Here is a 13,262-nt window from a genome sequence, read left to right as displayed (position 1 = left end):
CGGTGATGCGGACGCGTGACCGTAACGCTGTCGTGGCGGTACGGGGCGGCCGGAGCCCCTGCGCCACACAAGAAGCGATCACGACGGGGTGACTTCCCACATGTCTGAAGCCCGAACCGACACGTCCCAGGAGCGTCCGCGGGGAACGGCGGCCGCCGACCGGGGCGACACCGGCGGTGTCGGAACACACGGAAAGCACCGGGGAGGTGCGGCATCGACGGAGGACTCGGCGTCTCCCGTCCACGGCCGTCACCGCCGCCCGGAACAGAGCAGCTACGCGGCCTGAAACGGTCCGGGCCTCACATGGTCCGGGCCTGAAACGGGTCCGAAACGGGTCTGAACGTCCGCACCTGGGAAGAGGCCGCCACGGCACGTCCGTGGCGGCCTCTCCTCATGAGCCGGGACATTTGTACCGCGTGAGTTCGTACACACGCATCTGTCGGGCCCGGGGCCGGGTCCGTAGCGTCGTGGGCATGAGCCAGACAGCCGGTACTCCGGCGACAGACAGCCCGGACACGGACACCCGCCCCGCGGCCTCGCCTCCCGCGCCCGCACACCTCATGACCACGGCCCCGGGGTCCGCCGGCCCGGCGGACGCCGTGAGCTTCACCGGTGTCGTCAAGACCTTCGGCGCCGTCCGGGCCGTGGACGGCATCGATCTCGGTGTCCCGCGAGGCGAGGCCGTCGCGCTGCTCGGCCGTAACGGCGCGGGCAAGTCGACCGCCATCGGGCTGCTCCTCGGCCTCGACGAGCCGGACGCCGGGACGGTGCGGCTCTTCGGCGGGGCGCCCTCGCGCGCCGTCACGGCCGGACGGGTCGGGGCGATGCTCCAGGACGGCCGGCCGATCCGGCGGGTGACCGTGCGGGAGCTGCTCACGTTCGTCGCGAGCACCTATCCGCGCCCCCTGCCCCTCGCCGAGGCGCTCGGCCTCGCCGGGCTCACGGAACTCGCCGACCGCCGCGTCGACAAGCTCTCCGGCGGTCAGCTGCAACGGGTCAGGTTCGCGGTCGCGCTGGCCGGCGGCCCCGAGTTGCTCGTCCTCGACGAGCCCACCGCCGCCCTGGACGTGGAGGCCCGCCGCGCCTTCTGGGCGTCCATGCGCGCCTACGCGGACCGCGGCAACACCGTGCTCTTCTCCACGCACTACCTGGAGGAGGCCGACGACAACGCCGACCGGATCGTCGTCATCGACCACGGCCGGATCGTCGCCGACGGCACCAGCGAGCTGATCAAGTCGTCGGTCGGCGGCCATCTCGTCGCCTTCGATCTGCCGGAGGGCTTCACGGCGGAGCTGACGCGGCTGCCCGGCGTCGTCTCGGCCGAGATACGCGCGGGCCGCGCCCGGCTCCGTACGGACGACTCGGACGCGACCGTCGTCGCGCTCGCCGGACTCGACGCGATCCGCCGCCTCGAAGTCGCCCCGGCCACCCTGGAGGACGCCTTCCTCGCGCTGACGCACACGACGCGGGACGTCCAGGACACCGAGGACGCCCAGGACCACATGAAGGACGGCCTGTGATGCCCGCCATGCTGGAGTACATCAAGCTCGAAGTCCGCCGTACGCTGCGCGATCCCGGCTTCATCATCTTCGGCACCGGCATGCCGGTGCTCATGTATCTGCTCTTCACCAACGTCGGCGGCGGCACCGGCCCGGACGCCATGGAGTGGAAGACCGCCTCCATGGTCGGCATGGCCGCGTACGGCGCGCTCGGCGCGGCCGTCGGTACGGGCACCGGCATCGCCGAGGACAAGTCGCTCGGCTGGCTGCGCCAGCTGCGCGTCACCCCGATGCCGCCCCGCCAGGTGGTGCTGGGCCGGGCGATGGCCGGTTCGGTGACCGTCCTGCCCGCGCTGCTCTCCGTACTGGCCGCGGGCGGTCTGGTCAACGGCGTACGGCTCGCTCCGTGGGAATGGGCCGCCCTGGTCGTGCTGTTGTGGGCCGGCGCGCTTCCCTTCACCCTGCTCGGCATCGGAAACGGCTACCGGCTCACCGCGCAGACGACCGGTGTGGTGAACGTGGGCTGTCTGATGCTCCTGTCCGTGGTCGGCGGACTCTGGTTCCCGATCGACGCCTTCCCCGGCTGGCTGCGGACGGTCGCGGAGTACACCCCCGCCAACCGCTTCGCCGACCTGGGCTGGTCCACCACGCGGGGCGCGGCCCCGGACGGACTGACGGTCGCGGTGCTCGCGGGCTGGTTCCTCGTCTTCGGCTCGTACGCGGTGTACTCGTACCGCAGGTCGGCGAGGACCGCGTGAAGACGGCACGGGACCGGTGCGGGCAACCGGGCGCACAGGACCGGGGCGGGCGGCCGGGACCGCCCAGCGGCTACGCGCTGCTGCCGTGGCTGCTGCTGGGTCTGGGCTCCTTCTCCAATCTCGTCCAGGGCGAGACGCCCAACCCCTGGTTCGGCGCCATCGGCCTGCTGGTCTTCAACTCCCTCTATGTCTCCGTGGTGTTCCGGTCCTTCGACCGGGCGGCACGGGACAGCCGCGCCACCCGCTGGACACTCGTGGTGATGGGGCTGATGACCTTCGGGCTGGCCGGCGCGTACGGCGGCAGCTGGCTGCTCTTCCTGCCGCTGTTCGGGCTCGCCTGCGGCAGTGTGCTGCGCGGCCGGGCTCTCGCGCTGGTGGGGATCCCGCTGACCGCCGCGGCCGGGGGCGTCGCCGCGTACCACGACGGGTGGGGCGCGGTCGGCGTCGCGTACGGGACGTTCATCTCGATGATGGTGACGGCCGCGATCCTCACCCTGTCCGAGACCGTCGTCGAACTGCGCGACACCCGCCAGGAGCTGGCCCGTTCGGCGGTGGAGCGGGAACGGCTGCGCTTCTCGCGCGATCTGCACGATCTGCTCGGCCACACCCTCTCCGTGATCGTGGTCAAGGCGGAGGCCGCGCGCCGGGTGGCGCCGCGCGATCTGGACGCGGCCCTGGGGCAGGTCTCCGACATCGAGTCCGTCGGCCGGCAGGCGCTGACCGAGGTCAGGGAGGCCGTCACCGGCTATCGCGAGGGCAGTCTCGCCACGGATCTGGACCGGGCGCGCTCGGCGCTGGCCGCCGCCGGGATCGAGCCGGTCGTACGGCAGTCGGGGCCGCCGCTGGAGCCGTGGGCCGAGGTGCTGTTCGGCTGGGTCGTACGGGAGGCCGTCACCAACGCCGTACGGCACAGCGCGGCGACCCGGTGCCTGATCACGGTGGACGGCTCGCCGGAACGGATACGGCTGACGGTCACGGACGACGGCGCGGGGGCGACCGTACGGACCGGGGCGGCGGTAGGGACCGGGGCGGCTGTAGGGACCGGGGCGGCCGAGGACTCCGTTCCGTACGGCGGTACGGGGCTGAAGGGCCTGACCGAGCGTCTCGCGGCGGCCGGCGGCTCACTCGAAGCGGGCCCGGTGGCGAGCGCGATGGCGGGCGCGGGGGCCGGGGCCGGGGCGGGGGCGACGGACCCGGCGGTGCGGGGCTTCCGTGTGACGGCCGAACTCCCGGTCGGCGCCGCGTCCGCCACCGGACACCCGCGTGACACGTCGTACCCGCGGTGGTGACGATCCCGCCCCGGCGTCACGGTCGGTCCGGCCACGCCGGAGCGGGTCGGCCGGGGACTCCTGGCTCCGGGGCCCGTGGCATCGTCCGCCCCGCCCTACGCTGTGCCCGTGACGGAGATGCCGCGGGACCACAGACCTGCCAGGTGCGTACGCGTCCTCCTCGCCGAGGACCAGGGCATGATGCGCGGCGCCCTCGCCCTGCTGCTCGGCATGGAGGCGGACATCGAGGTGGTCGCGCAGGTCGGGCGGGGCGACGCCATCGTGGACGCCGCGCTCACCTCCCGGCCCGATGTGGCGCTGCTGGACATCGAACTGCCCGGACTCAGCGGTCTCGACGCGGCCGCGGAACTGCGCGACGAGGTGCCCGACTGCCGGGTCCTGATCCTGACCACCTTCGGCAGACCCGGCTATCTGCGGCGGGCCATGGAGGCGGGGGCCGCGGGCTTCCTCGTCAAGGACGGCCCGGTGGAGGAACTGGCCGCCGCGATCCGGCGGGTGCTGACCGGCGAGACCGTCATCGATCCCGCCCTGGCCGCCGCCGCGCTGAGCGCGGGGCCGAGCCCGCTCACGGCGCGGGAGCGGGATGTGCTGAACGCGGCCGTGGACGGGGCGACGGTCGCCGATATCGCGGACCGGCTGCGGCTGTCCGAGTCGACCGTACGGAACTATCTCTCGTCGGCCATCGGCAAGACCGGCACCCGCAACCGCATGGAGGCCGTGCGCACGGCCCGCGGGCAGGGCTGGCTGTAGGGGCTTTCCCGTATCCGGTATCCGGGGTACGGGTGTCACGGCTTCGAGGAGCCGCGCGGCAGCCACAGCACCATCAGGACGACACCCGCCAGCAGCACCCCGCTGCCCGTCCTGAACGCCAGCGCGTACCCCTCGGTCAGCGCTTCCGGGCTCGTGCCGCCCGCCGTACGGGACGCCGCCACCGTGGAGAGGACCGCCAGACCGAGCGCGCCGCCCATCGTCCGGGAGGTGTTGATCAGGCCGGAGACGAGTCCCGCGTCGTCGGCCGCCGCGCCCGACGTGGCCAGCGCGGCCAGCGGTGTGGAGGCCAGCCCCATGCCGGTCATCATCAGGAGACCGGGTCCGAGGATCGACGTGGGATACGTTCCGTCGGCGGTCATCGTGGACTGCCAGCCGAACCCCGCCACCGCCATCAGCGTGCCGAGCACCGCCAGATTCCGGGCACCGGCCCGTGGCATCAGCCGGGGCGCCAGCTTCGAGCCGAGCACGATGCTCAGCGAGCTGGGGATGAGCGCGAGCCCGGCGTCCAACGGCGTGTATCCCAGCACGTTCTGGGCGTAGACCGTCATGAAGAACCACATCGCGAACGAGGCCGCGCCGCAGACGAACATCGCCGCGTTGGCGGCGGACACGGCCCGTACCCGGAACAGCCCGAGCGGCATCAGGGGTGCCTTCGCCCGCGCCTCCACCGCCACGAACGCGCCGAGCAGCAGCGCTCCGCCGAGCAGCGGCAGCAGCGTCGCCGCCGCTCCCCAGCCCTGTTCCTCGGTCTGCACGATGCCGTACGCGACCGTGGCGAGCCCGGCCGTGACCAGCACCGCGCCGGGCAGATCGAGGCGCCGTACCCGCTCCGTACGGGACTCGGTCAGCCAGAACGCCGCGCCCGCCAGGACCAGCACCCCGACCGGCACGTTGATCAGCAGCACCCAGCGCCAGGACAGCAGGTCGGTGAGGACTCCGCCGACGAGCCCGCCGGCCGCGCCACCGCCCGCGCCGACCGCCGACCAGGTCCCTATGGCCCGGGTTCTGGCGGCGCCTTCCGGTACGGCGGACGTCAGGATGGTGAGCGTCGCCGGCGCCAGTACGGCCGCGCCGAGCCCCTGTACGGCACGGGCGGCGAGCAACTGCCAGCCCTCCTGGGCGAGTCCGCCCGCGAGGGACGCCAGGGTGAACACCGTGAGCCCGGTCAGGAACATCGCCTTGCGGCCGAAGAGATCGGCGGCCCGCCCGCCGAGCAGCATGAATCCGGCGAACGCGATCGAGTAGGCGTTGAGCACCCACTGCAACCCGGTTCCGGAGAGCCCGAGGTCCGCGCGCATCGAGGGCAGGGCGACATTCACCACGGAGACGTCGAGGACGACGAGGAACTGCCCGGCGCAGGCGGCGAGGAGCACGGCCCAGGTACGGGCCGGCCGCGCGGGCGCGGATATGCGGACGGCGTCGGTTTCTGCGGGGGCTCGGACCATGGCGGTCATGGTCGCAGGCGTCGAACGGTCCGTACATCGGGATTTCGGCGTAGGCCCCAGGACCGCGCTCCCCGGACGCCCCCGGACGCCCCGGTCTCCGCGAATTCGCCGAAGGCGGAACGCCGTTCTCTTCCCGTCGGGCGCGACGCTCCGCCACCCTGGGGAAGGTGAGCAGCCACGCGACCGACCAAGCCCGCGTCATTCCCCTGCGCCCGGTGGCGGCGGCTGCCGCGCCGGCCCCGGACGCCACCGCCTCGCCGCCCGCGGGGACCGGGAAACCCAGAGAGCCGCTGTGGCGGCACCTCGTGGGTGACGTGCTGCGGCGCGAGCGCCTCGCCCAGGAGCGCACGCTCAAGGATGTCACCGAGGCGGCCAGGATCTCGATGCCGTACCTCTCCGAGCTGGAGCGGGGCCGCAAGGAGGCTTCGTCGGAAGTCCTCGCGGCCGCCGCCCGCGCCCTCGGCCTCGGGCTGGCCGATCTGCTCGCCCTGAGCCACGGCGAACTGACCCGTCTCGGCGGGACACACCCGCGCCGGGCCCAGCCCCGTCCGACCCGGATCGGTCCGGCCCCCCTCGGCCAGGAGAGGCCGGGGCTGCCGGGGCGGCCCGGGACGCGGGGCGGGGGACGGGGCGGCCCGGAGTCGTACGAGGCACGCCTCCTCGCCGCCTGACGCTCCCTATGTACCCGGGACCGGCACGGCCCGCCTGCTGAGGACCTCGTCGGCCAGCCCGTAGGCCACCGCCTCGTGCGCGGTGAAGACCTTGTCGCGGTCCATGTCGGCGCGGAGGGTCGCGGGGTCGTGGTGCGTGTGCCGGGAGAGCACCTCCTCGATCTCCGAGCGGATCCTGAGCATCTCCTTCGCCTGGAGGCTGAGGTCGGAGACCGTCCCCTGCCGGCCGCCGCTCGCCGGCTGTCCCAGCAGCACCCGGGCGTGCTCCAGGACGAACCGCCGCCCGGGGTCGCCGCCCGCCAGCAGCACCGCCGCGGTCGAGGCCGCCTGCCCGACGCAGAACGTCGAGATCGGCGCGCCGACGAAGGTCATCGTGTCGTAGATCGCCATGAGTGAGGTGACCGAGCCGCCCGGCGAGTTGATGTAGATCGCGATCTCGCGCTCCGGGCTCGCCGACTCCAGGTGGAGGAGCTGGGCGATGACCACGTTGGCGACGCCGTCGTCGATCTCGGTGCCGAGGAAGATGACCCGCTCGGACAGCAGCCGGCTGTAGATGTCGTACGCCCGCTCCCCCTGCGGGGTGCGCTCCACGACGGTAGGGATCGTGTACTGGCTCATCTCCACCGCGTACCGGCTCTCCATCGCGTACCGGCTCCCCTCCGTGTACTGGCTCATCTCAGAGTCCGATCCGTCGCCGCGAACCGGCCGGGCGTACGTCATCGAGCGACTCGACCACACGGTCGACCATCCCGTACTCCCTCGCCTGCTCGGCCGTGAACCACCGGTCGCGGTCGCCGTCGCGGGAGATCGTCTCCTCGGTCTGGCCGGTGTGCTCCGCGGTGATCCGCTCGATGGCCCTCTTCGTGAATTCGAGGTTCTCGGCCTGGATGGCGATGTCGGCGGCCGTCCCGCCGATGCCGGACGACGGCTGGTGCATCATGATCCGCGCGTTCGGCAGCGCGAGACGCTTGCCCCGCTCCCCGACGCTCAGCAGGAACTGCCCCATGCTGGCGGCGAACCCCATGGCGAGGGTCGAGACGTCGTTGGGGATCAGCCGCATCGTGTCGTAGATCGCCAGCCCCGCCGTCACGGAGCCGCCCGGACTGTTGATGCAGAGGGTGATGTCGGTACGCGGGTCCTCCGCCGACAGCAGGAGCAGCTGGGCGCAGACCCGGTTCGCGGAGACCTCGTCCACCTGGGTGCCGAGGAAGACGATCCGCTGCATCAGCAGCCGGGCCGCCAGCTGGTCGTCGAACCGGGTCGGGGGCGTGTCGTCGGCGGTGGCCCGCGGGTCGAGGGCGGGGTTCCCACCGGTGAGGAGTGAGGGCATCGGGTCCTCCGTAGGTCGTCGGGTGGCGCGGCCGGCTGGTGGCCGCGGTCGTGCCCACTCTCGGTCCCGCCGGGTGCCCGCCCAAGGGTTCTCGGCCCGTGGCAGATTCGCCGAGGGCAGAGCCGGGGGCGCGTGTCCCGTGTCTGACGGAGCGTCATAAAAACGGGCGAAAGGACCGGAGTCGTCTTCCGGCGCCGTTCGCATCGCGTTCGCCGGAATATCGCGGCCGGATGGAAGGTTTCATCCTGCATCCACTTGCGGTCACGCACCCACAGCGCCTGTCACGCACGTCACAGCTGCCCTTACTTCCTGCCCGGAGGACGCACGTATGCCACCGACGACGACCGATCAGTACGCCGGGGAGCTCCCGGATCCGTCGCCCCGCCAGGCCGGCGGGATCGTTCCCGTCCTCGCCTTCGCGGGCATCACCGTCGCGGTGATGCAGACCCTGCTCGTGCCCGTCATCAAGGACCTGCCCGTCCTGCTCCACACGGCACCCGCCAACGCCACCTGGGTCATGACCGCGACGCTGCTCGCCGGCGCCGTCTCCACCCCGATCATGGGGCGGCTCGGCGATCTCTTCGGCAAGCGGCGGATGCTGCTCGCCAGCCTCGCCGTCATGGTGGTCGGCTCGCTGATCTGCGGATTCACCGACGACCTGGTCATCATGATCGTCGGCAGGGCACTCCAGGGCTTCGCGATGGGCGCGATACCCCTCGGTATCGGCATCATGCGCGACGAGCTGCCGCGCGAGAAGCTCGGCTCGGCGATGGCGCTGATGAGCTCGTCCATAGGCGTCGGCGGCGGGCTCGCGCTGCCCGCCGCCGCCCTGGTCGCCCAGAACGCCGACTGGCACGCGCTGTTCTTCGGCGCGGCCGGACTCGGCGTGCTGTCGATGCTGCTGACCGTCCGGTACGTACCGGAGTCCTCGGTACGGGCCAACGGCACCTTCGACTGGCTCGGCGCGATCGGGCTGTCCGCCGGGCTCGTCTCGCTCCTGCTGCCGATCACCAAGGGCAGCGACTGGGGCTGGGGTTCACCGACCACGCTCGGGCTGTTCGGCCTGGCGGTGGCCATCCTGCTGCTGTGGGGCGTGATGGAGCTGCGCAGCGCCGCCCCGCTGGTCGATCTGCGCACCACCGCCCGGCGTGAGGTGCTGCTCACCAACCTCGCCTCGATCATGGTCGGTGTCGCCTTCTACGCGATCTCGCTCGTCCTTCCCCAGCTGCTCCAGCTGCCCGCCTCCACCGGCTACGGCCTGGGCCAGTCGATGGTGGTGGCCGGTCTGTGCGTGGCGCCCCTCGGTCTGACGATGATGTTCACCGCGCCCGTCTATGCCCGGATCTCCGCCCGGCGCGGCCCCAAGGTCTCGCTGATGCTCGGCATGCTGATCATCGGGATCGGGTACGGAGCGGGCCTCGGCCTGATGAACGCGGCCTGGCAGACCATCGTCATCTCGGTCGTCGTGGGCGCCGGAATCGGACTCGCGTACTCCTCGCTCCCCGCCCTGATCATCGGCGCCGTCGACCCGTCGGAGACCGGCGCGGCCAACGGTCTGAACACCCTGATGCGCTCCATCGGCACCTCGGTGTCGAGCGCGGTGATCGGCATGGTGCTGGCGCACACCTCGATCCGGACGGGGGGCGTCGCGGTCCCCAGCATGGACGGATTCCGTATCTCGTTCCTCATCGCGACGGGCGCGGTGATCGTCGGCCTGGTGCTGGCCGCGTTCCTGCCGTCGCGGAGCTCGGCGCTACGGCCCGCGCAACAGTCCCCGGGACAGGAGCCCCTGGCGGCCGGCGCCGACCGGACCGCACAGCCCACGCTGGTCGCCGGGTCGGGCGGGTTCCGCGGGCGGGTGGTGGACACGGACGGTACGCCGGTGGCGCGGGCGAACGTGACGCTCATCGACCCCCGGGGCCGGCAGGCGGGCCGGGCCACCGCCGACGAGAAGGGCCGCTACACGCTGCTGCCCCCGTCCGGCGGACGGTACGTACTGGCCGGAACGGCCACGGGGTACGCGCCGCACGCGCTCCCCGCGGAGTATCCCGGCGACGGCGTGCCGGTCGATGTCGATCTGGTCCTCGGACAGGGCGCGCGGGAGCGCCGTACCACCGTCGCCCCCTGACCCGCCCTCACCCCCGGCAGCCGGCCGGCCGGGGGTGTACGGCAGCATGGGCGACCACGTTCCGCACCACGGTTCGTACCACGCTCCGTACCACGGTTCGTACCACCCATCGCACCAGCACGAGGAGAGTCGATGCCCCCGGCACCCGCGCCGAAGATCCTCGCGGCCTTCGAGGCCGCCAAGGGGTTCATGCCCGTCCATGAAGGGCTCGCCCTCTACGCGGCGGCCACCGAGGCGGGCGCGCTCGGGCTGCCGCTGCTGGAGATCGGCACCTACTGCGGGCGCTCCACCCTGCTGCTGGCCGCCGCCGCGCGCGAGGCCGGTACGGTCGCCGTCACCGTCGACCACCATCGCGGCAGCGAGGAGCAGCAGGTCGGCTGGGAGTACCACGACCCGTCCGTCGTCGATCCGGACACCGGCCTGATGGACACGCTCCCGACGTTCCGCCGCACGCTCCGGGCGGCGGACCTGGAGGACGCGGTGATCGCGGTCGTCGGCCGTTCGCCGCAGGTCGCGAAGGTCTGGGGCGGTCCGCTCGGACTCGTCTTCATCGACGGCGGCCACACCGACGAACACGCCAACGGGGACTACGAGGGCTGGGCCCCGCGTCTCGCCGAGGGCGGGCTGCTCGTCATCCATGACGTGTTCCCCGACCCGGCGGCCGGCGGGCAGGCCCCGTACCGCGTCCACCTCCGGGCCCTGGCCTCCGGCGCCTTCACCGAGGTGTCCGTGACCGACTCGCTGCGCGTCCTGCGCCGTACGGCATCGGGAAGCCCCACTGCACCGGCAAGTCCTACGGCACCGGCCGGCTGACCGGCCGCGCTCCCCGGCCCACACCGCCCGACGGTCTACCATCGCGACGGTGTCGTACGACGAGAGTCAGCAGCCCACCCGCGGCCGTTCCGGCCGGAGCACCCTCACCCTCGCGGTCGCCGCACTGGTGCCGACCGCCGTGGCGGGGTGGCTCGTCTGGCAGGGGATGAGCGGCCCGGACGGCGGTCCGTCCGCCGCCTCGGTGGCCGGCGCCGCCGCCTCCTCCTCCACCTCCGGTGACACGCGGGACGACGACGTTCCCGGTGGCACCACCCCGGCCGAGCCCTCCGCCCCCGCCCGACCACTCGCGGACAAGGTCGTGGTCATCGACCCCGGTCATAATCCGCGCAATCGCGACCACACCGCCGAGATCAATGAGCCGGTGGATATCGGAACAACCACCAAAGAATGCGACACCACCGGCACCTCCACCAACGCCGGCTACCCCGAGGCCGAGTTCACCCTCGACGTCTCCCACCGCCTGCGCGCTCTGCTCGAAAAGGAGGGCGCGACGGTCACATTCACCCATGACGACGAACGCCCTTACGGCCCGTGCGTCGATGAGCGCGCCCGTATCGGAAACACCGCGAAGGCCGATGCCGCGATCTCCGTCCACGCGGACGGATCGGCTCCGGGCAATCGCGGATTCCATGTGATCCTCCCCGCCCGGGTCAAGGGCGGAGGAGCGGACACCACGGCCATCGTGGGCCCCTCGCGCGATCTCGGCGAACACATCGTGGGAAATTTCGTCCGCGAGACCGGCGGCTCCCCCGCCAACTATCTGGGCGAGGGCACGGGTCTCGACGTACGCGCGGACCTCGGCGGGCTGAATCTGTCGACCGTGCCCAAGGTCTTCATCGAATGCGGCAATATGCGCGATTCGTCGGATGCCGCGCTGCTCACCGACGCGGAATGGCGTCAGAAGGCGGCTCAGGGGCTGGCGGCCGGAATCCGCGGATTCCTCAAGAAGTGACAACAGTGACGACGTGACGACGGTGACGACAAGAAGTGGTGAGCGGGCGAAACGAACGGGAGCGGTGAAGCGGACGGTGCACGAGAGACAGGAGTGGTGAACTCCGCCCAGGGGCCCGCGTAACGGGCGTATACCGGCCCCCGATACCCGGCAGACGGCCGGAACGGGGAGACGATACATTCATCCGTACGATAGGGAGCCGCCCCCGAGCTTCGCACCGTGTACCGCCAGACCGGCGGCCGCGACGACCGCCCCGACGCAGACGACAGACGAAGGACTTTTCACGTGAACATCCGCTCCCTCACTCGAGGCGACGGCGTGGTGATCGGAGCAGCGGTGTTGCTCTTCATCGCCTCGTTCCTCAATTTCTACGAGTCCAGCTTCAGCACTGGCGTGAATGCCTGGGACTTGCTGGGCGTCGTGATGAGCATCCATCTGGCCGGGGTCATCGCCGCGGCACTGATCGTCACCGCACGCGCGCTGCCCCAGCCGCGGAAGGTCGTGGGACTCGACCTCGGTCAGTTCGGTGTCGCGCTGTCGGTCTTCGCGGCCTGGACGGGCCTCTGGTACCTGCTCGGTGACGGCAGCGCGGGCAGCGGTCTGATCCTCGGCTTCATCGCCGCGCTCATCCTGGCGGGCGCCGCCGTCGCCACGCCGGTCGTCCCGGCCCTGAAGGTCGCCCTCATCGGCGCCCCGAAGCCGCAGACCCCGCAGCCGTACGGCGGGCAGCCGGGCATCCCCGGCCAGGGCTACGGCTACCCGGCCGGGCAGCAGCCGTACGGTACGCAGGGCCAGCCGCAGCCGTACGGCTCCCAGGCGGGCCAGCCCGCCGCCGCTGCCGCGGCGCGGCAGAGCGGTCCGGCGCAGGGCGGCCCGTCGCAGGGCGGCGCCGCTCCCGCCGGAGACTTCTCGCCGTTCTGGTTCGCCGTACCGGTGGCCCGCCCGCTGTTCGGTGAGGACGGCTCGCCGTCCCCGATCGCCGAGCTGGCCCCCGGCACCTGGTACCTCGCGGTCGAGCAGCGTGGTCCCGGTCTGGTGGCCCAGACGCAGGACGGCCGGCGCGGAGTCCTCCAGGACACGTCCGGCATACAGCGCGGCTGATCACGCGCCGCGGTATCCCAGCGGTACGACGACGGCCCCCCGCCTTCCGGTGGGGGGGCCGTCGTCGTGTGCCGTGTGACGTGCGCCGCCGCGACGTCCGGGGCGATTCGAACGGATCACCGATAACCCATGGGTTTCCGCCGGGCGCGACCGGTAACACGGTTGACATGGCCACACGACATCGCAGTGGAAGCGGCTCCGTGGCGACGATCATCATCGTCGTCGCGGACATCATGGCCTTCATTCTGGGCCTCTGGATCCTGATGTTCCTGCTGGACGCCAACCGCGCCAACGACCTGGTGGACTTCATCCAGGGCGCGGCCCGCTGGCTCGCCAGTTGGTCCTACGATCTGTTCACCTTCAACGAGGCCTGGGCGCGCGTCGTCTGCGGCTACGGTCTCGCCGCGGTCGTCTATCTGCTGGTCGGCCACGGCATCGCGGGCCGGCTGCGCCGGCTCTGATCAGTCACCGGTCGGCGACAGCC

General features: G+C 72.1%; 13 protein-coding genes. 10 read left to right on the top strand and 3 right to left on the bottom strand.

Annotated elements, in window-relative coordinates; all coding sequences use genetic code 11:
• Nucleotides 1–560 precede the first annotated feature (560 nt).
• The 4 genes from CU044_RS13320 (at nt 561) to CU044_RS13305 (ending at nt 4,296) form a co-directional block, all read left to right on the top strand.
• Nucleotides 561–1,520, top strand: a complete 960-nt coding sequence (locus CU044_RS13320) for an ABC transporter ATP-binding protein (protein ID WP_129768803.1) — start codon at nt 561–563, stop codon at nt 1,518–1,520.
• 8 nt (nt 1,521–1,528) lie between these two features.
• A complete protein-coding gene (locus CU044_RS39525; RefSeq protein ID WP_129768802.1) occupies nt 1,529–2,257 on the top strand; it encodes an ABC transporter permease in 729 nt (242 codons plus the stop codon).
• Nucleotides 2,254–3,546 carry a histidine kinase gene (locus tag CU044_RS13310; protein WP_129768754.1) on the top strand — a complete coding sequence of 431 codons (1,293 nt, stop codon included), beginning with the start codon at nt 2,254–2,256 and terminating at the stop codon, nt 3,544–3,546. Before CU044_RS39525 ends, CU044_RS13310 begins: the two co-directional genes overlap by 4 nt.
• A 117-nt stretch (nt 3,547–3,663) precedes the next feature.
• Nucleotides 3,664–4,296, top strand: a complete 633-nt coding sequence (locus tag CU044_RS13305; RefSeq protein ID WP_129768801.1) for a response regulator transcription factor — start codon at nt 3,664–3,666, stop codon at nt 4,294–4,296.
• Nucleotides 4,297–4,331: 35 nt separating this feature from the next.
• Here CU044_RS13305 and CU044_RS13300 read toward each other — a convergent pair whose 3' ends face one another.
• On the bottom strand, nt 4,332–5,762 hold the full coding sequence (locus tag CU044_RS13300) for an MFS transporter (protein ID WP_240045545.1): 1,431 nt from the start codon (nt 5,760–5,762) through the stop codon (nt 4,332–4,334).
• Between the two features lie 167 nt (nt 5,763–5,929).
• Here CU044_RS13300 and CU044_RS13295 point away from each other — a divergent pair, with 167 nt between their 5' ends.
• On the top strand, nt 5,930–6,433 hold the full coding sequence (locus tag CU044_RS13295; RefSeq protein WP_129768752.1) for a helix-turn-helix transcriptional regulator: 504 nt from the start codon (nt 5,930–5,932) through the stop codon (nt 6,431–6,433).
• 6 nt (nt 6,434–6,439) lie between these two features.
• On the opposite strand, the gene CU044_RS13290 is transcribed toward CU044_RS13295, so the two are convergent.
• Complete coding sequence (locus tag CU044_RS13290; protein ID WP_129768800.1) at nt 6,440–7,051, bottom strand: ATP-dependent Clp protease proteolytic subunit; 612 nt, start codon at nt 7,049–7,051, stop codon at nt 6,440–6,442.
• 58 nt (nt 7,052–7,109) lie between these two features.
• Nucleotides 7,110–7,763: an ATP-dependent Clp protease proteolytic subunit gene (locus tag CU044_RS13285; RefSeq protein ID WP_129768751.1), complete on the bottom strand. Its 654-nt coding sequence runs from the start codon at nt 7,761–7,763 to the stop codon at nt 7,110–7,112.
• Nucleotides 7,764–7,965: 202 nt separating this feature from the next.
• On the opposite strand from CU044_RS13285, the gene CU044_RS13280 reads away from it, so the two are divergent.
• The 5 genes from CU044_RS13280 (at nt 7,966) to CU044_RS13260 (ending at nt 13,239) form a co-directional block, all read left to right on the top strand.
• Nucleotides 7,966–9,891, top strand: coding sequence for an MFS transporter (locus tag CU044_RS13280; protein WP_345790135.1), 1,926 nt, complete (start codon nt 7,966–7,968; stop codon nt 9,889–9,891).
• A 132-nt stretch (nt 9,892–10,023) separates the two neighbouring features.
• Nucleotides 10,024–10,704 (top strand): class I SAM-dependent methyltransferase, encoded by a 681-nt coding sequence (locus tag CU044_RS13275; RefSeq protein WP_129768749.1) that lies wholly within the window; start codon nt 10,024–10,026, stop codon nt 10,702–10,704.
• 49 nt (nt 10,705–10,753) lie between these two features.
• Nucleotides 10,754–11,677 carry an N-acetylmuramoyl-L-alanine amidase gene (locus CU044_RS13270; RefSeq protein ID WP_240045544.1) on the top strand — a complete coding sequence of 308 codons (924 nt, stop codon included), beginning with the start codon at nt 10,754–10,756 and terminating at the stop codon, nt 11,675–11,677.
• Nucleotides 11,678–11,962: 285 nt separating this feature from the next.
• Entirely contained in the window at nt 11,963–12,778 is an 816-nt protein-coding gene (locus CU044_RS13265; RefSeq protein WP_129768748.1) for a DUF5336 domain-containing protein, read from the top strand.
• Between the two features lie 167 nt (nt 12,779–12,945).
• Entirely contained in the window at nt 12,946–13,239 is a 294-nt protein-coding gene (locus tag CU044_RS13260; RefSeq protein ID WP_129768747.1) for a hypothetical protein, read from the top strand.
• Nucleotides 13,240–13,262: the final 23 nt, after the last annotated feature.

Source organism: Streptomyces sp. L-9-10 (assembly GCF_004151105.1).
Taxonomy (GTDB): domain Bacteria; phylum Actinomycetota; class Actinomycetes; order Streptomycetales; family Streptomycetaceae; genus Streptomyces.
The sequence above is the reverse complement of the archived record's forward strand: the minus strand, read 5'-3'. Positions and strand labels throughout refer to the sequence as shown.

Excerpts from the sequence above, each read along its gene's own strand:
- CU044_RS13320 (WP_129768803.1), top strand. The coding sequence starts at position 561 with ATGACCACGGCCCCGGGGTCCGCCGGCCCGGCGGACGCCGTGAGCTTC.
- CU044_RS39525 (WP_129768802.1), top strand. The coding sequence starts at position 1,529 with ATGCTGGAGTACATCAAGCTCGAAGTCCGCCGTACGCTGCGCGATCCC.
- CU044_RS13305 (WP_129768801.1), top strand. The coding sequence starts at position 3,664 with ATGCCGCGGGACCACAGACCTGCCAGGTGCGTACGCGTCCTCCTCGCC.
- CU044_RS13300 (WP_240045545.1), bottom strand. The coding sequence starts at position 5,762 with ATGGTCCGAGCCCCCGCAGAAACCGACGCCGTCCGCATATCCGCGCCC.
- CU044_RS13290 (WP_129768800.1), bottom strand. The coding sequence starts at position 7,051 with ATGAGCCAGTACACGATCCCTACCGTCGTGGAGCGCACCCCGCAGGGG.
- CU044_RS13285 (WP_129768751.1), bottom strand. The coding sequence starts at position 7,763 with ATGCCCTCACTCCTCACCGGTGGGAACCCCGCCCTCGACCCGCGGGCC.
- CU044_RS13275 (WP_129768749.1), top strand. The coding sequence starts at position 10,024 with ATGCCCCCGGCACCCGCGCCGAAGATCCTCGCGGCCTTCGAGGCCGCC.
- CU044_RS13260 (WP_129768747.1), top strand. The coding sequence starts at position 12,946 with ATGGCCACACGACATCGCAGTGGAAGCGGCTCCGTGGCGACGATCATC.